This is a genomic window from Microbulbifer sp. ABF4_148, assembly GCF_056158985.1.
Genome location: NZ_JBSWUI010000001.1, coordinates 3,630,546 through 3,649,034, shown reverse-complemented (window position 1 = coordinate 3,649,034; position 18,489 = coordinate 3,630,546). Strand labels below are relative to the sequence as shown.

At 55.4% G+C, this 18,489-nt stretch carries 14 protein-coding genes and 1 tRNA gene; 10 read left to right on the top strand and 5 right to left on the bottom strand.

All coding sequences use genetic code 11. The features are described from left to right. The first annotated feature begins 361 nt into the window (after positions 1–361). The 5 genes from ACXAD0_RS16100 to oppF all read left to right on the top strand — a co-directional run bounded on the left by ACXAD0_RS16100 (position 362) and on the right by oppF (position 5,984). Complete coding sequence (locus ACXAD0_RS16100) at positions 362–2,038, top strand: peptide ABC transporter substrate-binding protein (protein ID WP_475089651.1); 1,677 nt, start codon at positions 362–364, stop codon at positions 2,036–2,038. A gap of 111 nt (positions 2,039–2,149) precedes the next feature. Continuing rightward, complete coding sequence (gene oppB, locus ACXAD0_RS16095; protein WP_475089649.1) at positions 2,150–3,073, top strand: oligopeptide ABC transporter permease OppB; 924 nt, start codon at positions 2,150–2,152, stop codon at positions 3,071–3,073. A 15-nt stretch (positions 3,074–3,088) separates the two neighbouring features. After that, entirely contained in the window at positions 3,089–3,997 is a 909-nt protein-coding gene (gene oppC / locus ACXAD0_RS16090) for an oligopeptide ABC transporter permease OppC (protein WP_475089648.1), read from the top strand. 11 nt (positions 3,998–4,008) lie between these two features. After that, a complete protein-coding gene (oppD, locus tag ACXAD0_RS16085) occupies positions 4,009–4,986 on the top strand; it encodes an oligopeptide ABC transporter ATP-binding protein OppD (protein ID WP_475089646.1) in 978 nt (325 codons plus the stop codon). Continuing rightward, the gene (oppF, locus tag ACXAD0_RS16080) at positions 4,986–5,984 is read left to right on the top strand and encodes a murein tripeptide/oligopeptide ABC transporter ATP binding protein OppF (RefSeq protein ID WP_475089645.1); all 999 of its coding nucleotides are present in this window, start codon (positions 4,986–4,988) and stop codon (positions 5,982–5,984) included. The genes oppD and oppF overlap by 1 nt, the downstream gene beginning before the upstream one ends. Before the next feature lie 89 nt (positions 5,985–6,073). Here oppF and ACXAD0_RS16075 read toward each other — a convergent pair whose 3' ends face one another. Together ACXAD0_RS16075 and ACXAD0_RS16070 are read right to left on the bottom strand one after the other, a co-directional pair. Beyond that, positions 6,074–6,241 carry a hypothetical protein gene (locus ACXAD0_RS16075; RefSeq protein WP_475089643.1) on the bottom strand — a complete coding sequence of 56 codons (168 nt, stop codon included), beginning with the start codon at positions 6,239–6,241 and terminating at the stop codon, positions 6,074–6,076. A gap of 6 nt (positions 6,242–6,247) precedes the next feature. Further along, positions 6,248–7,024: a DUF2279 domain-containing protein gene (locus ACXAD0_RS16070; protein ID WP_475089642.1), complete on the bottom strand. Its 777-nt coding sequence runs from the start codon at positions 7,022–7,024 to the stop codon at positions 6,248–6,250. 1,080 nt (positions 7,025–8,104) lie between these two features. Between ACXAD0_RS16070 and ACXAD0_RS16065 the strand changes: the two genes are divergently transcribed. Then, positions 8,105–8,815 carry a hypothetical protein gene (locus ACXAD0_RS16065; RefSeq protein ID WP_475089641.1) on the top strand — a complete coding sequence of 237 codons (711 nt, stop codon included), beginning with the start codon at positions 8,105–8,107 and terminating at the stop codon, positions 8,813–8,815. Between the two features lie 707 nt (positions 8,816–9,522). On the opposite strand, the gene ACXAD0_RS16060 is transcribed toward ACXAD0_RS16065, so the two are convergent. Next, positions 9,523–9,609: transfer RNA gene (locus ACXAD0_RS16060), tRNA-Leu, on the bottom strand. A gap of 157 nt (positions 9,610–9,766) precedes the next feature. Here ACXAD0_RS16060 and queA point away from each other — a divergent pair. From queA to secF, 4 genes are all read left to right on the top strand, one after another. After that, positions 9,767–10,813 (top strand): tRNA preQ1(34) S-adenosylmethionine ribosyltransferase-isomerase QueA, encoded by a 1,047-nt coding sequence (queA, locus tag ACXAD0_RS16055; protein ID WP_475090407.1) that lies wholly within the window; start codon positions 9,767–9,769, stop codon positions 10,811–10,813. Positions 10,814–10,920: 107 nt separating this feature from the next. Next, entirely contained in the window at positions 10,921–12,048 is a 1,128-nt protein-coding gene (gene tgt, locus ACXAD0_RS16050; protein WP_475090406.1) for a tRNA guanosine(34) transglycosylase Tgt, read from the top strand. A gap of 242 nt (positions 12,049–12,290) precedes the next feature. After that, positions 12,291–14,159, top strand: coding sequence for a protein translocase subunit SecD (secD, locus tag ACXAD0_RS16045; protein ID WP_475089640.1), 1,869 nt, complete (start codon positions 12,291–12,293; stop codon positions 14,157–14,159). A gap of 11 nt (positions 14,160–14,170) precedes the next feature. Beyond that, positions 14,171–15,184 (top strand): protein translocase subunit SecF, encoded by a 1,014-nt coding sequence (gene secF / locus ACXAD0_RS16040; protein ID WP_475089638.1) that lies wholly within the window; start codon positions 14,171–14,173, stop codon positions 15,182–15,184. 377 nt (positions 15,185–15,561) lie between these two features. Here the strand turns inward: secF and ACXAD0_RS16035 are convergent, their stop codons facing one another. Both ACXAD0_RS16035 and ACXAD0_RS16030 read right to left on the bottom strand, forming a co-directional pair. Further along, positions 15,562–15,747: a hypothetical protein gene (locus tag ACXAD0_RS16035; RefSeq protein WP_475089636.1), complete on the bottom strand. Its 186-nt coding sequence runs from the start codon at positions 15,745–15,747 to the stop codon at positions 15,562–15,564. Positions 15,748–16,052: 305 nt separating this feature from the next. Next, the gene (locus tag ACXAD0_RS16030) at positions 16,053–18,344 is read right to left on the bottom strand and encodes an extracellular catalytic domain type 1 short-chain-length polyhydroxyalkanoate depolymerase (protein WP_475089634.1); all 2,292 of its coding nucleotides are present in this window, start codon (positions 18,342–18,344) and stop codon (positions 16,053–16,055) included. Positions 18,345–18,489: the final 145 nt, after the last annotated feature.

Genomic DNA, 18,489 nt, shown 5'->3' with positions numbered 1-18,489 from the left:
GACTCAGGCGGTCGGCGCTTTGAACCTTTCACGTAGTGCTTTCCGGGCTGGGGTGGCACAAAGATTGCTGTTTGACAGCGCACAGGCCTGTTACGGCACTCGAGCGTTGTTTCGATTTGTGGTACGTCTAAGCCCATGTCTTCTGTAGGGAAATCGTGGCTCCCATCTCGCCCGATCAGGTCTGATCTCATGCCGCGAAGAAGACCTGTGTATGGCAATTTATTGGCGAGCTCGGTATTTTCTGCCATGTTTAGCGGAACTTTTTATCTGGATGGGATGTTTAAATAGAGGTCAGGCGCCCACTCAGTCAGGCTACGTTCGCAGTGGAAAAATTTCCTAAGAAAATAACGAGGAAAGAATAATGCTTCCTAATTTTCGACTTCGTCGCAACGCAAAGTGGCATTTTGCGCCTGTTATTGCGTTCCTGATGGCGCTTGCAGGTTGCGGTGGGTCCTCTGATCCCGCTGCAGAAGCCGCCAATCAGGCTGCAGTCAAACTGGATCCAAACAAGCTTGCCGCAGACCAAACACTGGTTCGTGGCGGGGGATCTGAGCCGGAAACCCTCGATCCCCACAAGATTTCCGGTACACCTGAGTCCGCGCTGGTACGTGACCTGATGGAAACTCTGGTTATTGCCGCCCCGGATGGCGGCGTGCGGCCTGGCGTGGCTGAGAGCTGGGAGACCAGCGACAACCAGCATTACATTTTCAAACTGCGGCAAAACGCCAGGTGGTCGAACGGAGACCCGGTTACCGCGGACGATTTTGTGTACTCGTGGCGACGCCTTGTTGATCCCGCGACCGCTTCGAAGTACGCCTGGTATCTCGGTGCGGGAAAGGTGAAAAACGCCAAGGGCATTACCGAAGGCAAGCAACCGGTTGATAGCCTTGGGGTTGAGGCACTGGATGCGCATACCTTCAAGGTGACACTGGAAGCAGCCGTCCCATACTTTGTCGCAATGCTCGTGCACACCTCTACCTCACCTGTACACCGGGGTACTGTTGAAAAGCATGGTGAGCAGTGGACCCGAGTGGGAAATCATGTGGGCAATGGTGCGTTCAAACTCACCGAGTGGGTCGTCAATGAACGTATTGAATATGTCAAAAATGAATTTTACTGGGATGCGGAAAACGTCAAGCTGGAGAGAGTGCGCAGTTTGCCCATCCAGTCTCCCAATGCCGAATTGAAGCGTTACGAGGCGGGCGAAATCGACTTCACCTGGGAAGTTCCGATCGAGCACATCAAGCGACTGCGGAAAGAGCGTGCCGACGAAGTAAAGACAGCACCCTACATCGGTACCTACTATTACGAGTTCAACACCACTCAGCCCCCGTTTGACGATTCCCGAGTACGCCGTGCGCTCGCATATGCCATTGACCGCGATATTATGGCGAACAAGGTAATGGGGCGTGGTGAAAAGCCGTCATTCCACTTAACTCCGGGAATTGTGACAGGATTTGATGCGCCGGAGACGGCGTGGAGCCTGCTTTCGCAAGCCGAGCGAATCCAGCAAGCCAAAGCGTTGCTCGCAGAAGCGGGTTATAGTGAGCAAAATCCACTTGAATTTAGCTTGTTGTACAACACAAACGACAATCACAAGAAAGTGGCCGTAGCAATTTCAGCGATGTGGAAGCAGGCCCTGGGCTTTGTTGATGTGACGTTGGAAAACCAGGAGTGGAAGACCTACCTCGATACGCGCGCCAATACCGCCTTTGATATGGCGCGTGCTGGCTGGATCGGCGATTACAATGAACCCTCCACCATGCTAAAGCTCCTGCTGACCGGAGGCGGTAGTAATTACCCCAAGTACAGTAACCCGCGATACGATGAGCTATTCGCAAAGAGTGCGAAAGAGTTGGATGTCGCCAAGCGTGCTGAATACTATGCACTTGCGGAAGAAATCCTGGCTGAGGATATGCCGATTGCACCTATCTACCAGTATGTCACTCAGCATCTGGTGAAACCCCATGTGGGCGGATACGCTCCTGACCCCTTGGACAATTTCTATGCCAAGGACATGTGGATTATTGAACACTAAGTGAGAAAAGGCCCGGCAGCCCAGTGTGGCTACCGGGCCTTTTTCGTTTCAACGCCAAGGAAGCGATTCAGAACAAGTAAGTTCCCAATAAAATCTAAATAGAACACGCTTATGTTGAGATTTATCGCCAAACGCGTACTCGAAGCCATTCCTACACTATTTATTCTGATCACAGTTTCTTTTTTCCTGATGCGCTTTGCGCCCGGAAATCCTTTCTCTGCGGAGATTGCCATGACGCCAGAGGTCATGGCGAATATCGAGGCCAAGTACGGCTTTGACAAGCCAGTATACGAACAGTATTTCAATTACCTGGGGAGCTTACTGCAAGGTGACCTCGGGCCCTCGTTTAAGTACAAAGACTTTACTGTCAATGAGCTGGTGGCCCAGGCATTGCCGGTTTCCGTAAAAATCGGACTCTTCGCCTTTATCGTTGCGGTTACCTTTGGGGTCACCTTTGGCACCATTGCGGCGCTCCGGCAGAATACCTGGGTGGATTACACCATTATGACCAGCGCGATGGCGGGGGTGGTGATTCCCAGTTTCGTACTAGCGCCCTTGCTGGTCCTGATTTTTGCCATAGGACTCGAATGGCTTCCGGCGGGAGGTTGGCATAACGGTGCAGCCCAGTATGTCGTGCTTCCGGTTATCGGTATGTCCTTGTATTACATTGCGTCGATTTCTCGCATCATGCGCGGCAGCATGATTGAGGTGCTGAACTCCAATTTTATTCGCACCGCCAAGGCCAAGGGGCTGTCCATGCCCTATATCATCGTCCGGCATGCGCTGCGTCCAGCGATCCTGCCCGTATTGTCCTATCTCGGTCCGGCACTGGTGGGCATCATTACTGGCTCGGTAGTGATTGAAACTATCTTCGGCTTACCCGGTATCGGCCAACTGTTTGTCAATGGTGCGCTGAATCGTGATTACTCTATGGTACTTGGGCTGACGATTCTTGTTGGTGCCCTGACCATAACCTTCAATGCCATTGTCGACATTCTGTACGCTGTGGTCGATCCGAAAATCCGCTACTCATAATTCGAGGCTTACGAGATGTTATCCACTACAGCCAATAAAGAAGCGGTTGAAAACTTCTCCGATCAGCTGGAGGTGAAAGGCCGCAGCTTGTGGGACGATGCCCGTCGCCGCTTTTTCAGTAACCGGGCCGCTCTTGCCAGCCTGATCATTCTGGGATTTGTGACTCTATTTGTGTTCGCCGGCCCAATGCTGAGTCAGTTTGCATTTGATGAGGTGGACTGGGGAGCCATGCATGCGGCCCCCTCGATGGCCTCCGGCCACTACTTCGGCACAGACTCCCTCGGACGTGACCTTTTTGTCCGCACCGCTATGGGTGGGCGTATTTCACTCATGGTCGGCGTGATGGGCGCGCTGGTGGCGGTTTTGATCGGCACCTTATACGGTGCAGCCGCCGGGTTTATTGGTGGCCGTACCGACCGTGTGATGATGCGCACACTTGAAATTCTGTACTCCTTCCCGTTTATGTTCTTTGTCATTCTGCTGGTGACCTTTTTCGGCCGTAATATCCTGCTGATCTTTATTGCCATCGGTGCGGTGAGCTGGCTGGATATGGCGCGAATCGTTCGCGGCCAGACCCTGAGTATCAAGGGTAAAGAGTTTGTCGAGGCGGCAACCGTGTACGGCGTTTCCAAGTGGGCCATGATTACCCGTCACATCGTGCCGAATGTGTTGGGCATAGTGGCCGTGTATGCCACGTTGCTGGTGCCGCAGATGATTCTTTTCGAATCTTTCCTGAGTTTCCTCGGGCTGGGTGTGCAGGAGCCGATGACTTCCTGGGGTTCCCTTTTGAATGAGGGAGCGCAGACCATGGAGATTGCCTTGTGGCAATTGATTGTGCCGGCCGGTTTTATGGTCACAACCCTGTTCTGCTTTAACTTTATCGGCGATGGTCTGCGCGATGCGCTGGACCCGAAAGATCGTTAGGGAGTTGCTTCATGTCGTTACTAACTGTGAAAGATTTACGAGTAGAATTCACAACGCCTGAAGGGGCGGTGACTGCCGTGAACGACCTGAATTTTTCCCTGGATGCGGGTGAGACGCTGGGTATTGTTGGGGAATCCGGATCCGGAAAAACCCAGACGGTATTCTCTATGATGGGTTTATTGGCCAAGAATGGCGTTGTTAGCGGGAGTGCCCAGTTCAAGGGGCAGGAGATCCTCGGCTTGCCCGAGCGAGACCTGAACAAGATCCGTGCCGAGAAAATCGCGATGATTTTCCAGGACCCGATGACTTCCCTGAACCCTTATATGAAAGTGGGTAACCAGCTGGCGGAAGTGTTGGTGAAGCACAAGGGCATGAACAAGAGGGCCGCACTTGTGGAAGCGGTACGCATGCTCGATGCGGTAAAAATCCCGGAAGCGCAAAAGCGTATCAACATGTATCCCCATGAGTTTTCCGGCGGTATGCGCCAACGAGTCATGATCGCCATGGCCTTGTTGTGTAGCCCTGAACTGTTGATTGCTGACGAACCGACCACAGCGCTGGACGTTACCGTTCAGGCCCAGATTCTCGCATTGTTGAACGAACTCAAACGGGACTTCAACACGGCAATCATTATGATTACCCATGACCTTGGTGTGGTGGCCGGCGCCTGTGACAAAGTGCTGGTGATGTATGCCGGCCGTACCATGGAGTACGGTAGCGCCGATGACATTTTTTATCGCCCGACCCATCCTTACAGTGAAGGTTTGTTAAAAGCTATCCCGCGACTCGATACCGGGGGTGAGGCGCTGCCCACCATTCCCGGTAACCCACCCAACTTGCTCAGCCTGCCCTCCGGCTGCCCATTCCAGGAACGCTGTCATCGCGCGCAGGATCGATGCCGTCATGAAGCGCCGGCACTGCAGGCATTTGATGGTGAGCGTATGCGTGCATGCCACGCTGATGTCACAGAGATACTGGAGGCCAGCTGATGACCATTGCAGAAAAAGAATTGTTGCTGGATGTTCAGGATCTCAAGGTGCACTTCTCGGTCAAGAAGGAGAATGCATGGCCCTGGAGCAAGCCTGCGAACCTGAAGGCGGTAAACGGGGTGGATCTGCAGCTCTATGCCGGCGAAACCCTTGGTGTCGTGGGTGAATCGGGCTGCGGCAAGTCTACCCTGGCGCGAGCCATTATCGGCCTGATCAAGGCGACAGATGGCAGCGTGCTCTGGTTGGGCCAGGATCTCACAGAGCTGGATAGCAAAGCGCTGCGTGTGACCCGATCCGATATCCAGATGATCTTTCAGGATCCGCTGGCCTCCCTGAACCCGCGTATGACCATCGGCGATATCATTGCGGAACCGTTGCGCACCCTGCGTCCGGATGTCCCCAGGGAAGAGGTCGCCGATCGTGTGAAGAGCATGATGCGGAAAGTGGGCCTGTTGCCGAACCTGGTCAATCGCTATCCGCACGAATTCTCCGGCGGCCAGTGTCAGCGCATTGGCATTGCCCGCGCGTTGATTCTGGAACCCAGGCTCATTATCTGTGATGAGCCGGTGTCTGCACTGGATGTCTCCATTCAGGCGCAGGTTGTCAACCTGCTCAAAGAATTGCAGCGCGAGATGAACCTGTCGCTCATTTTTATCGCCCATGACCTCTCAGTGGTAAAGCATATTTCTGATCGTGTCGTGGTGATGTATCTGGGAAATGCGGTTGAGGTGGGTACGGCCGATAAGCTATTCGCCAATCCTCAACACCCGTATACCCAGGCGTTGATGTCTGCGGTGCCGATTCCGGACCCCAATATCGAAAAAAGCAAAACGATTCAGCTATTGGAAGGCGAGCTACCGTCCCCGATCAATCCTCCCAGTGGCTGTGTATTCCGCACCCGCTGTCCCTATGCGAATGCCGGCTGTGCGTCAGAGGTGCCGGACTTGCGCGGAAGTGAAGACCACCAGAGTGCCTGTTTGCGGACTGGTGACTTTTAGCCGGTATAAACCATGCCTGCAGGCCGGCGCGTTTGCGCCGGCTTTTGACCAGTCACAAGGTAGTGTTCCGGTAATCTAATCACACGCGCTCAATCACGGACATTGGCGACATAGGTATTGGGCAGCTGGATATACTCCAGGAAGCGGCGGCCAAGCTGTGCAAAAGATGAATCTTTGCTGGCAGCATTTCCGAATAGAATTTCTCCCATATTCAGGCTAACGCCGACATACAGTTCCCGTCGACGTGATTCGCCCAAACGTTCTTAGCTCAGGGTGAAGCCTCGGGCGAAGTAACCACCGTGTAATTCAAGGAAGCGGGCGGGATGTCGGCGAGGCAGGTTAAAGCCGCTTAACTTCAATGCGAGTACATACTTCTGCCCGGAATAGTCTGAGTGGGGCTTGAACCCTATATTGTTGCCAGAAGGAACGTATTCGAGGCGATAATCCAGCTTTTCCCGTAAGCCGGGGATGTTGCGCCGCAGGTACGATAGGCCGACCCCTGTGGTGTTGGCAACAATGTCTTCTCCAGCGAATCCGTGTTCACTGGCATAGCCATCGCCAATTTCTACCAGCAGCATGGTGGTCCAGGCGATGGCGGCCGCTGAAGCTTCTGCACCTCTGGCGTCCTGTGCGCGGTAATGGATGGCGTCGGCGAGTAGATCACTCATGACATAGGAGCCGTGAATATGGCCGAGTTTGTCCATACCACCGTTCGCGGTGTCCAGGCCAAAGAAACCTTCGCTGGTTGTCTTGAAGTTGCTCGATCCCCATCCCCAGTCGCCCAGCCCTAACGCCAGTGTGCCAGCCAGCAGGCCCGTGGTCTCATAAGGGATGGCTTTTACATGCTGACTGAATCGTGAGACCTCGAAGCCTTGCCATCGATCACCTTCAACGGGGTAGTTATGCAAGTAACCCGGCCACCAGGAGGTTTGCACTGTATCGGTTTCGGGCTGTGGGAGGGATTGCTTTCCGTCCGCATTCGCCACGCTCACATGACTCATCATGGCTGTGACGAGTAGCGCGCAGGAAAAGAGTTTCATTGAGTATTACTGCTGGGAAAAAATTTTATGTGTAGGGGGATATCGTATGGTTTTTTCTAATGTCGATCACTGGGTTTAGGTGTTTTGCTGCGTTTTTGATTGCTTTCGAGGTGGTGGGGTAGTTTTACCGCATGTGTCAAAGAGGATTGATATTGTGGGGGGGAAGGCTTTTTATCCGGCCGGGCTACTCAAAAGCCTAGAGGCCGTGTAACTGCGTAGGGTTGCGCGATGTTGATTTTGCTGTTGACAAAATCGGTCGAGCCGGGCACTCGTTAAGGTGGGGGTTGAATCTCATTCTTTTATAAGAAAAATAAAAAATCTTTATAAATCAAGCTGTTGAGATCGATATTTCGCAGTGCAGGCTAGATATCAGGAATTTTTGGGATCGAGTGATAGCGAGCGCCCTGAGTTTTCCCCCTCTCATACTTTGATCGTTCGGTAAATTGACTTGGTGACCTCTAGAGTCTGGATAACGGGTTCGGGAAAGTTACTTTTCGGATTACGAGAATCGAAACGCATGGCCGAATTGCTCTTCGAATCTTGATCTTCCTGTTTAGAGGATTCCCATTCAGATCACCTTCGCTTTGAGGTCTCCAGAGCAATGATGGTTCGGAACAACTGAGCCTCTTATGGGTTTGGGTATGTTGATGCGGAGTCTGGATCCCATCAAATAGATTCAAATGCTTCCTGTGCAAATGCACTTATCCACTAGGTTGCCCTCTGAGGGGTTGGGTCTATTTGGGGAGGAATTTGTTATGGAAGTGTTATTGCAGAAAATAGCAGTGTCTGGTTAAAAAAAGAACAAGGCTGCGATAAGTAATCGATTGTTGTGGCTTTTGTCTCAAATCAGCTTGGCGCAAAAAAATTATGGGATAGTGTCGCAATAATATGCGGACTTACAGAAATATAAATCCTGTATATTTGTCTTAGCGTTGATGAATTTCTAGCGGGTGGAGGCGTGGGAAGGTTGTCGCCGGGTAAGAGTGTTTCTTTAACTCGCTATTGAGATTCAAGGAAGAGAGTATTCGGGAAAGGTAGTTTTACAGTCTAAAGTCTTTATATGCCGAATGGGAGTATACCGTGAATAACTTTAAGTTGCTGATGTTCATTTGTTTCTCTTTTCCTTTCAGTTTTTGTTTTGGGAATGAGCGATTCGAAGATTGGAGAGTTGTCAAGGGCGAAAGATACGAGCTTTGTCAGGATGCCAATGAGTTATTTAACTCTATTGGAGATGAGTTGGTCCTTAGCAATTACTTTCCCAAGATGAGTGGTGGAAATTTTGCTGAAATGAAACGGACTTACGTTGATAAGCCCTCTAATTATTTTCCTTTATTTGAAGATTACTATAGAAATAGGTTTCCGACGCTGTCTGATGAGGTTCTTGAAAGGCGGGTGGATTTTTTTCTTGACGATATACGGGTGCGTATCAATAGAGGAGATCAGTTTGTCTGGGAGTCAGCGATAGATCTCGACGCCGATGGTAAGGCTGAACAGGTGCTGCTCATTGAGACTGAATGGGCGGGGGGGCTATTTCCAGAGGACCCTGATGGGGCCAAGTTTTCGCCTGGGCTACTTTTTATTCCCTTTGAAGGGGGGCACTCCATCAGAAAATATCTGGTCTCAAGGGGGGGGATACCATTCCTCTATGACGGAAAAATCCGCTTCTTTAATTGGCTTTATAGTGAGCGGTTTGGCCGATACGAATACAGGATTCTCGATTTTATTCATCACCCGGGTTCAAAAAGATCGGCCCTGGTTGAAGTGTGTAAGTTATTTCGCAATGTAGATTAAGGGTAAGTGGAAATGATTGAAAGAAAAATCGAATTGTGTATTGGCCGAAAATTCAACATTTGATATTTTGACCGGAGGTAAGGTTTGTTGGCTTGCTACCGGGAGCGGATACGGTCTGCGTTCGCGCGAAAGAAGTGGTTTTTCATCCGGCCGGACTAAATAAAAAGGCTAAGGGCCCCTGCGGGCTTCGCCTCCGCCAGCGTGTGCTCGTTGTTGATTGTGCTGTAAGCACGATTTCGACGGTCCGACGTTTCGGCTGGGGTGCCGGGCTCGCCGACCTTCCGGTACAAACAAAAAAGGCCCGCGGGTGCGGCGATTATGGGGTTCTTAATCCGGCCGGACTACTCAAAAAGCCTAGGGGCTTTTTGCCCCCTTCGGGGCTGCGCAACCGTAGCCGGTTGCTTGGTGTTGTTTGCGTCTGGGACGCAAACTCGACGGTCCGACGTTTCGGCCGGGATGCCGGTTCTCACCAGACCTCAGATGCCAAACATAAAAGGGCCCGCGGGTGCGGCGATTATGGGGTTCTTAATTCGGCCGGACTACTCAAAAAGCCTAGGGGCTTTTTGCCCCCTTCGGGGCTGCGCAACCGTAGCCGGTTGCTTGGTGTTGTTTGCGTCTGGGACGCAAACGGTCGAACCGGGATGCCGGTTCTCACCAGACCTCTGGTACCAAACAAAAAAGGCCCGCGGGTGCGGGCCTTTTTTGTTTGGTACCAGAGGCCGGACTCGAACCGGCACACCCGTTAAGGCGGGGGATTTTGAATCCCCTGTGTCTACCAATTTCACCACTCTGGCAATGCTGGAGGCGTGTGTTTGCATGCCTCAGCGAGGGGGACGATTATAGCGATGGGTTTTGCCCGGTCAACTGGATTTGGCGATGGGGCTGGATTCCGTTAACCTTCGCGCCCAGTTCGTTCAATGCCTGCCAACCCCGAGCACCTACACTGAAGCCATGCGTCGCCAGGATTTTCACTTCGATCTGCCCGATGAGCTGATTGCCCGTACTCCCGCTGCCGAGCGCCGTGGGAGCCGTTTACTGTGTCTGGATGGTCCCAGCGGGGCTGTGTCCCACCGTCAGTTTGCGGATTTGCCCGACCTGGTAAGGCCCGGTGACCTGCTGGTGTTCAATGATACCCGGGTGATCCCTGCGCGCCTGTTTGGGCGCAAGGCCAGTGGTGGCAAGCTAGAGATTCTGATTGAGCGTGTGCTGGACGAAGAACGCGCGTTGGCGCATATCCGCTCGAGCAAGTCGCCCAAGCCCGGTAGCGAGATCCTGCTGGAGGACGATACTGTGCTGGAAATGGTGGCGCGCCACGATGCGCTGTTTGAACTGGCTTTCCCGAAGAGTGAAGGGGTGTTGCCGGTGCTGGAGCGTCTGGGGCATATGCCATTGCCGCCCTATATTGACCGGCCAGATGAAGAGTCCGACAAAGAGCGCTACCAGACGGTCTACAGCCGCGAGCCCGGAGCAGTGGCGGCGCCGACGGCGGGGCTGCATTTTGATGACGATATGCTCGATACTCTGCGCAATATGGGCGTCGAGACCGCATTTGTAACCCTGCACGTGGGGGCGGGTACCTTCCAGCCCGTACGGGTCGACAGTATTTTTGAGCACCAGATGCACAGCGAGGTACTGCACGTACCGGAATCGGTGTGTCACGCCGTGCGGGATTGCAAAGCCCGCGGCGGTCGCGTGATTGCGGTGGGCACCACCAGTGTGCGCGCACTCGAGAGTGCCGCCGCCACTGGTGAGCTGAAGCCGACGGTCGGCGAGACCGATATCTTTATCTACCCGGGCTACCAGTTCCGGGTGGTCGACCGGTTGATCACCAATTTCCACCTGCCGGAATCCACTTTGATGATGCTGGTGAGTGCCTTCGCGGGTTATCAGAACACCATGGATGCCTACCGGATGGCGGTGGAAGAACGGTATCGCTTTTTCAGTTACGGTGACGCGATGCTGATCGAGCGCAATAACGACGTCGAAGGGCTCGACTAGAATCGGGCACGAACGCTGCCCGCCGACAGTCTCTTCTGTCGGCCTTTCCCATATTTGAATACCGAGGATGACCCATGAGCGGTGCTGAAACCCGCCCCGAATGCTTTATGCAGTTTGAGCTGGACACTACAGACGGCAAGGCCCGTCGTGGCCGGCTGCGTTTCCCCCGTGGAGTGGTGGAGACGCCTGCATTTATGCCGGTAGGTACCTATGGCACGGTCAAGGGGATGTTGCCGCGCGATGTGGAAGCGATTGGTGCGCATATCATTCTGGGTAATACCTTCCACCTGATGCTGCGTCCCGGCACGGAGGTGGTGCGGGAGCATGGCGACCTGCACGACTTTATGCAGTGGCACGGGCCGATCCTGACCGACTCCGGTGGTTTCCAGGTGTTCAGCCTGGGCAAGATGCGCAAGATTACCGAGGAGGGGGTTTCCTTCCAGTCGCCGGTGGATGGCAGCAAGGTCTTCCTGGACCCGGAGGGCTCCATGCGGGTCCAGCGGGAGCTGGGCTCCGATATTGTGATGATCTTTGACGAGTGCACCCCGTACCCGGCCACGCCGGACGAGGCGCGCAAGTCGATGGAGTTGTCCCTGCGCTGGGCCGAGCGTTCCAAAACCGCCCATGGTGACAGCCCTTCGGCACTGTTCGGCATTGTCCAGGGTGGCATGTACCCTGAATTGCGCGATGTGTCACTGAAGGGCCTCACCGATATCGGCTTCGATGGCTACGCGATTGGCGGCCTGTCGGTAGGCGAGCCCAAGGAGGAGATGATCAAGGTGCTTGATCATCTGGCGTACAAGATGCCGGAAGACAAGCCGCGCTACCTGATGGGCGTGGGCAAGCCGGAGGATATTGTCGAGGCGGTGCGTCGGGGGGTGGATATGTTCGACTGCGTGATGCCCACCCGCAACGCGCGCAACGGCCACCTGTTTACCTTCGAGGGGGTGGTGAAGATCCGCAATGCCAAACATCGCCACGATACGCGCCCGCTGGAAGAAGACTGCGATTGTTATACCTGCCAGAATTTTTCCCGCAGTTACCTCCACCATCTGGACAAGTGCGGCGAGATTCTCGGGTCCCAGCTCAACACCATTCACAACCTGCGGCACTACCAGCGCCTGATGCAGAACCTGCGTGACGCCATTGCAGCTGGAGAACTGGATGCGTATGTCTCCAAGTTTTATGCCGGCCTCGGTCGCGAGGTACCGTCGCTGGATCCGTCGGGCGAGTGATCCCTGGCAAAAAGCGTGGGGCGCGTCGCCCCTGCCGTCTTTTTGTCCACGGTTGGTGGTTTTTTAGCCTATTCTCCCTGGTCACAGGGCGCGATTTGTGCCGCAAGGTGATCCCCGTATAATCAGCTGCCTCTGCGGGGTAGGGGTACGCCTTGCAATTTGCCGGTTGTGCCCTCATCTCCCTCGAATCGATAAAAAGACCGGCCCGAGGTTCGGGTCGTAGCATTAATTACGAGAGCAGCATGAATCGCTACCCCCTCTGGAAATATCTCCTGATTCTCGCGGTCGTGAGCCTTGGGTTCCTCTACGCCGCGCCCAACCTGTACAAGCCCGATCCGGCGGTACAGATTTCCGGCCAGTCGAGCGCCATGACCATCGATCAAAATGTGCTCAATGAGGCGCAGTCCGCGCTGGATGCCGCCGGCATCGAGTACTTTGGTGGTGAGGTGACCGAAAAGGCGGTACTGCTACGCCTCAACTCCATTGAGGAGCAGCTGCCCGCCAAGCGTGCGATTCAGGAAGCCCTTGGTCACAGCGATTATGTGGTCGCGCTCAACCTCGCCTCAACGACGCCACAGTGGCTGGCGGACCTGGGGGCTGGCCCGATGAAGCTTGGTCTCGACCTTGCTGGTGGTGTTCACTTCCTGATGGAGGTCGACACCAACACCATCGTGAAGACCAACATGGAAGGTTACGTCCAGGACGTAAAGACCAAACTGCGTGCCGCCAAGGCACGGTATCGCAGCGTCGACCTGGTCAATGATCGGGAAATCGTTGCCCGTTTCCGCTCCGAGGAGCTGCGCAATCTGGCCGTGTCGACCTTGCGCAAGGAGTTCCCAACACTGACCATCGAGCAGACTGGTGGGGGCGAGAATCTGGTGGTACGCGCCACGCTGTCTGATCAGGAGATCAAGCAGCTGGAAGATTATGCGGTCACCCAGAACCTGACCACGCTCCGTAACCGGGTGAATGAGCTGGGTGTGGCTGAGCCGATTGTCCAGCGCCAGGGTCGCAGCCGCATTGTGGTGGAGCTGCCGGGTGTGCAGGACACCGCTGAGGCGAAGCGTATCATCGGTAAGACCGCCAACCTCGAATACCGTATGGAAGCCCGTCCGGACGAGCTGGTCACCAATAAAGCCTATTTCGAATATCGCAACGAGCAGCAGGCCGCGGCCTACGGTGGTGCCTGGCTCGAGCGCAAAGTCATTATCACCGGTAACCGGGTGACCGACGCCCGCGTAGGCTATGACGAGAGCGGTTTCCCCCAGGTCAACATCACCCTGGATTCCCGCGGTGGCGAGCTGATGCATCGCGCCACCTGGAAGAACGTTGGCCGCCGTATGGGCACCCTGTTCATTGAAAGCCGCTTTACTCCGGAAACCAAAATTGACGAACAGGGCAACGAAATCACGGTGCAGAAGCGCTCCGATGAAAGGAAAATCATCAGCCTCGCGACGGTGCAGAGTGCACTGGGCCGCCAGTTCCGCATTACCGGCCTGGACAGCCCGGCAGAAGCCCAGGAACTGGCGCTGTTGCTGCGTGCCGGTGCGCTTGCCGCACCCATGTACTTCGTCGAAGAACGTGTAATCGGTCCTTCTCTGGGCGCGGATAACATCAAGGTTGGTGTGACGTCGGTGAAAATCGGCCTGGTCGGCGTATTGATCTTTATGCTGCTGTTCTACCGGGTGTTCGGTCTGGCTGCGAATATCGCCCTGGCGGTGAACCTGGTGCTGCTGGTGGCGGTCATGTCGATGCTCGGAGCGACGCTCACCCTGCCGGGTATTGCCGGTATCGTCCTGACAGTGGGTATGGCGGTGGATGCCAACGTGCTGATCTTCTCGCGAATACGGGAAGAGCTACGCAATGGGTTGCCGCCGCAGACGGCCATCAATGCCGGTTTTGACAATGCTTACAGCACCATTGTGGATGCGAACATCACCACGCTCATTGTGGCGGTGATTCTCTATGCGATTGGTTCCGGCCCGGTGCAGGGCTTTGCGGTCACCCTGTCTATCGGCATCCTGACCTCCATGTTCAGTGCCATTATGGGCACACGGGCGCTGATTAACCTGATCTACGGCGGTCGCCGTGTCGAGAAGTTGTGGATTTGAGGAGCGCGACCATGAGCAAGAACAACAACGTTACTGTGAACGCGGAAGGCAAAATTACCGAGTACATGGGGCAGCGCGTTTTCGACTTTATGCGCTGGCGCAAGCTGGCGATCCTGTTGTCCGCGATTACCCTGATCGCTTCTATTTCCGCCCTGGCGATGAATGGACTGCAGTTCGGTCTGGATTTCACCGGCGGTACCCAGATTGAAGTGGGTTACGAAGAGGCGCCCCGTATTGAGGACGTGCGTCAGCAGCTGGATGCTGCGGGCTATGAAGGCGCGACCGTGGTCAACTTTGGTTCGGATAACGAACTGCTGATCAAGCTGCCGCCCAAGGTTACCGAGCAGCAAACGCAGACACGCGCGCGTGACGAGAAAGCCTCGCAATCCATTGGTGATGAAGTCGTCAACGTTTTGCGCCAGGGTACGTCTGGCAAAGTCGATCTGCGCCGTGTCGAAGTGGTCGGTCCGCAGGTCGGTGAGGAGCTGCGTGACGATGGCGGCCTGGGGATGCTGTTTGCACTGGTGGTGGTGATGGCTTACGTCGCGCTGCGTTTCCAGTACAAATTCTCGATCGGTGCGGTTGCCGCATTGGCTCACGACGTCATTATCGTGCTGGGCTTTTTCGCCCTGCTCAAACTGGATTTTGACCTGACCGTACTGGCGGCAATCCTGGCCGTTATCGGTTACTCGCTGAACGACACCATCGTGGTATCAGACCGTATTCGCGAGAATTTCCGTAAAGTGCGCAAGGGCACGCCGGAAGACATTATCAACATCTCACTGAGCCAGACTCTTGGCCGTACCTTGATGACGTCTGCGACCACCTTGCTGGTACTGATGGCATTGCAGTTCTTTGGCGGTGAGTTGATCCACAACTTCTCCCTGGCCCTGATCGTGGGTGTGTGGGTAGGTACCTACTCCTCCATTTATGTGGCGGCCAATATCCTGATGATGATGGGTATTACCAAAGAGGACATGATGCCTCCGGTGAAAGAGGGCGCAGAACTCGAAGAGATGCCCTGATCCCAGATCAGGGGTGAGCGCCATGCTCGCCACGTTGATTTTCCTGCGGGACCCAATTCGGGTCCCGTTTTTGTTTGTCCCGATGCAAACAGGTCTTTCGATCGGGCGTGCTGCTGAGGCGGGGTTTAACGGGTTGCCAGTCGGGATGCCACGACGGCACTTCACTCTTCTGGTCGACGCTGGCAGGGAGGTGTGTTGGGGCGCGGGGTGCACTTGCCAATGGGAGAAGCGCTCCAGGGCTGGGCAATCGCGATGGGCCCTTGGCGCCATGGGGCGTAAGCCGGGGCGCGCTGGAAGGTATTCACCGCCATACGCTGAAGTACCGGCTGAGGGTACTTCAGGGGCGTAAACGGTTTCGCCAGATGGCGCGGGTCAGATCAGCTGCGGGGCTTTTTGCCCAGGGTGATGTGCTTGGGGCCGGAAGTGTTGGTTTGGCCACTGACGCCCTTGGGCACCTGCTCAATCTTGCCACCAGATTGCAGGAAGGCCTGTACCTGCGCTTCGATGCTTTCACTGGTCTCGAGGGGATCTGCCTGTTTGCGGCTAGCTGCTTTCTTGGCCACTTTTATATCCGTTATCTTGTGTAAACGGCGCATTTTAACCGAAGTTGCACAAAAAATCACCTTTTCGCGGTTTTCGACCGAAAAATGTTTTTCACGTCAAGCTTTTTGCTGGGCAATCTCCGGTCGGCAGTCGCAACCTCCGCGCTGACAGGGTGGTGTGTCTCTGCGTTAGAGCCGGGAGGTCGGACGTGGCCAGACGCTCTGGATACGGCTATGTTGAGGGCTTGCAGAACCGCGGCGTCTTGCACTGTCCGGAAAAAAATATGGGCCCCGGCTGGGGCCCATGGTGTCTGGATGGAAGGGGATCAGGGGCAATTTCCTAGTTCGAAATAACCGTCACTGGTTTCTGCCAGGGTCGTCGTGACAAAGACGTTATACAGTCCCAGGTTGTCGCCCGACCCGACCGCATAGGTATAACCCAGGGATGTGGTTGCGCGACCGGCGAGTACATGGTTGTAGTTGTTGGCGGTGTACTCGGTACAGGCTACCTCACCATCTGGCGTGCTGTCGCAAGCATTACCGATACCGTCGTTGTCATTGTCTTCCTGGCCGGGGTTGGCAATTGCCGGGCAGTTATCGACGTCGTCGCTGACACCATCATCATCGGTATCTGACGGAACGCCGTCAGGCGTGCTGTCGCAGGCATTGCCGATACCATCGTTATCGTTGTCTTCCTGGCCGGAGTTGGCAACCGTCGGGCAGTTGTCGGCGCTGTCGGTGACACCATCGCCATCAGTATCTGCCGGCGTACCGTCGGGCGTGCTATCACAGGCGTTACCGATCCCATCGTTGTCGTTGTCCTCCTGACCCGCATTGGCGTCGTTGGGGCAGTTGTCGAGGGCGTCCTCTACGCCGTCCCCATCGGTGTCCGTGGGTGCGCTGCCGCCACCACCGCTGGCACAGGCCTGTACCGGTCCGGCACAGCTGCTGTCGCCGTCAGCAATCCACTGGCAGTCGCTACCGGAGGGATATTCGCGCATGGTAAATGGGGAGGTGCCGAACGCGAGGTAACAGGCTGAATAGCCCACGCCCCAGGTGATATGGCCGGCACTGATATGGAAGTTGTAATCCCCTGTCTGGCCTGCATCAATGTCAAAGCTGACGCTATCGGTGCTGGCAAGCTGGGTTGTATCCGTGGCGGTGACGGTGGCCTGGTTGGCGCCACCGGGCAAGTTGCAGCCCTGCGCCGAGTAGCTGTTGCCGGAGAGGCTTGCGGCAACGTTGCCGTTGCTAAAGCCGACGATCACCGTATCGAGGTTCTGGTTGGCATCCACCACTGTACCCGTCACGGTGGCACACTGGCCGGAGACGCTGGCGGCGATGTCACTCAGTACCGGTGCGGTGGCGGGCGGTTCTGGCCCGACGCGCTGAGTGACCGATACCACGTTACCTTCGGCGCCCTCGTTGTCTACTGCCTTGGCGCTGACCTCGTAGAGTCCGTCGGCAAGAGCATCACTGGTTGCACTGAAGAATCCGTCACTCGGTGCCGCCTGGGTGTTGAGCGTCTCCACCACGACGGGGGAGCCGCCGTCGATGTTGCTGATGGAGATGGCCACGTTCGAGACGCTGCCCTCGGCATCCAATGCATTGCCACTGATTGCCAGTGCGCCGTTGCTATCGGTCGCAGTCAGGTTGCTAATCTCGGGCCCGGTATTGCGGTCAACGCGCTTATTGTTGGCGCGGAAGAACTGTCCCAAATAGCTCGCGTAGTTGATGCCGTTACCATTGATATAGCCACCACTGGCACCTTCACCCCCTGACCAGGCGTGATCGACATTATCGAACCACAGCATGGATACACGGCCATCTTCCCAGAGGAATTCTTCGGCGGTGCGCGTCGGGCCCTCGCTGATCACATTGCTGCCAGACAGTTGGCTGACCCCATAGACGCCGGCCATGCCATTCGCGTTTTGCTCGTTGTAGCAAAGGTTGACCGTCGTATCGTCCCGCCCAAAAGCAATCGAGGCAATTTGGGTATCGAAGCTGCCCTGATAGGTGCCCGCATAACTGTTACAGCGGCTGGTCACATTTGCCTGCTCGCAGGGGCCGAGGGCGCCGTTAGAGCTGGTGCCGATGCTGGGTCCGGCGCTACTGGCCATACCGGCAAAAACATCCGGTGCGATACAGGCGGTGGTGTTGGCGAATGCAGCGCCGGACGATAGCCCGGCGATGTATACCTGATCCGGGTCGATGTCGCGGGCGGCATCACCCGACATGGTGTTCGCCAGGTTGATCAGGTTGCGGTAGTCGCCGGAGGAGCGGTTGCGCGCGCCTTCCCAGTAAGACCAGCAGCTGAAGCCAGCCTTGTTGACGGCATCCGGTACCGCCACCACCATCCCGTGCTCTTCTGCTGCGACTTCCAGATTCGCCGTGAGGTAGTTGTTGATGGGTTGGGCGCAACCGTGCAGCACGATCAGTAGTGCCTTGCCATCACCGATCGACGAGCGACTGTCCGGGGTGTAAATGTTGACGCTGTTGAAACCGCCGATGGCGACATTTTGCCGCCAGCTGCCGGCGAGAGAGGAAGAACTAGAGAACATGAGCGCAGACGCCATTAGCCCGGAAAGGCCAAGGCGCCCGATTTGGGGTAGTTTCATCGCTGTTACCATTATTGTTTTTTTGCGTTGTTGCACAGCGAGGGTAGGTGGCAGCAGGAGAGGGTGCCTATGCGACCTTGGTCGGATGTTGCACTAAATTGGCGCAAGGTTGCACAATTTTGGCACCCTGTTTCACGAGGTGGTC

Bases quoted from the DNA above. Each gene is read 5' to 3' on its own strand.
- oppF (WP_475089645.1), top strand. From the start codon at position 4,986: ATGACCATTGCAGAAAAAGAATTGTTGCTGGATGTTCAGGATCTCAAG.
- secD (WP_475089640.1), top strand. From the start codon at position 12,291: ATGAATCGCTACCCCCTCTGGAAATATCTCCTGATTCTCGCGGTCGTG.
- oppD (WP_475089646.1), top strand. From the start codon at position 4,009: ATGTCGTTACTAACTGTGAAAGATTTACGAGTAGAATTCACAACGCCT.
- ACXAD0_RS16030 (WP_475089634.1), bottom strand. From the start codon at position 18,344: ATGAAACTACCCCAAATCGGGCGCCTTGGCCTTTCCGGGCTAATGGCG.
- tgt (WP_475090406.1), top strand. From the start codon at position 10,921: ATGCAGTTTGAGCTGGACACTACAGACGGCAAGGCCCGTCGTGGCCGG.
- queA (WP_475090407.1), top strand. From the start codon at position 9,767: ATGCGTCGCCAGGATTTTCACTTCGATCTGCCCGATGAGCTGATTGCC.
- secF (WP_475089638.1), top strand. From the start codon at position 14,171: ATGAGCAAGAACAACAACGTTACTGTGAACGCGGAAGGCAAAATTACC.
- oppB (WP_475089649.1), top strand. From the start codon at position 2,150: ATGTTGAGATTTATCGCCAAACGCGTACTCGAAGCCATTCCTACACTA.
- ACXAD0_RS16100 (WP_475089651.1), top strand. From the start codon at position 362: ATGCTTCCTAATTTTCGACTTCGTCGCAACGCAAAGTGGCATTTTGCG.
- oppC (WP_475089648.1), top strand. From the start codon at position 3,089: ATGTTATCCACTACAGCCAATAAAGAAGCGGTTGAAAACTTCTCCGAT.
- ACXAD0_RS16070 (WP_475089642.1), bottom strand. From the start codon at position 7,024: ATGAAACTCTTTTCCTGCGCGCTACTCGTCACAGCCATGATGAGTCAT.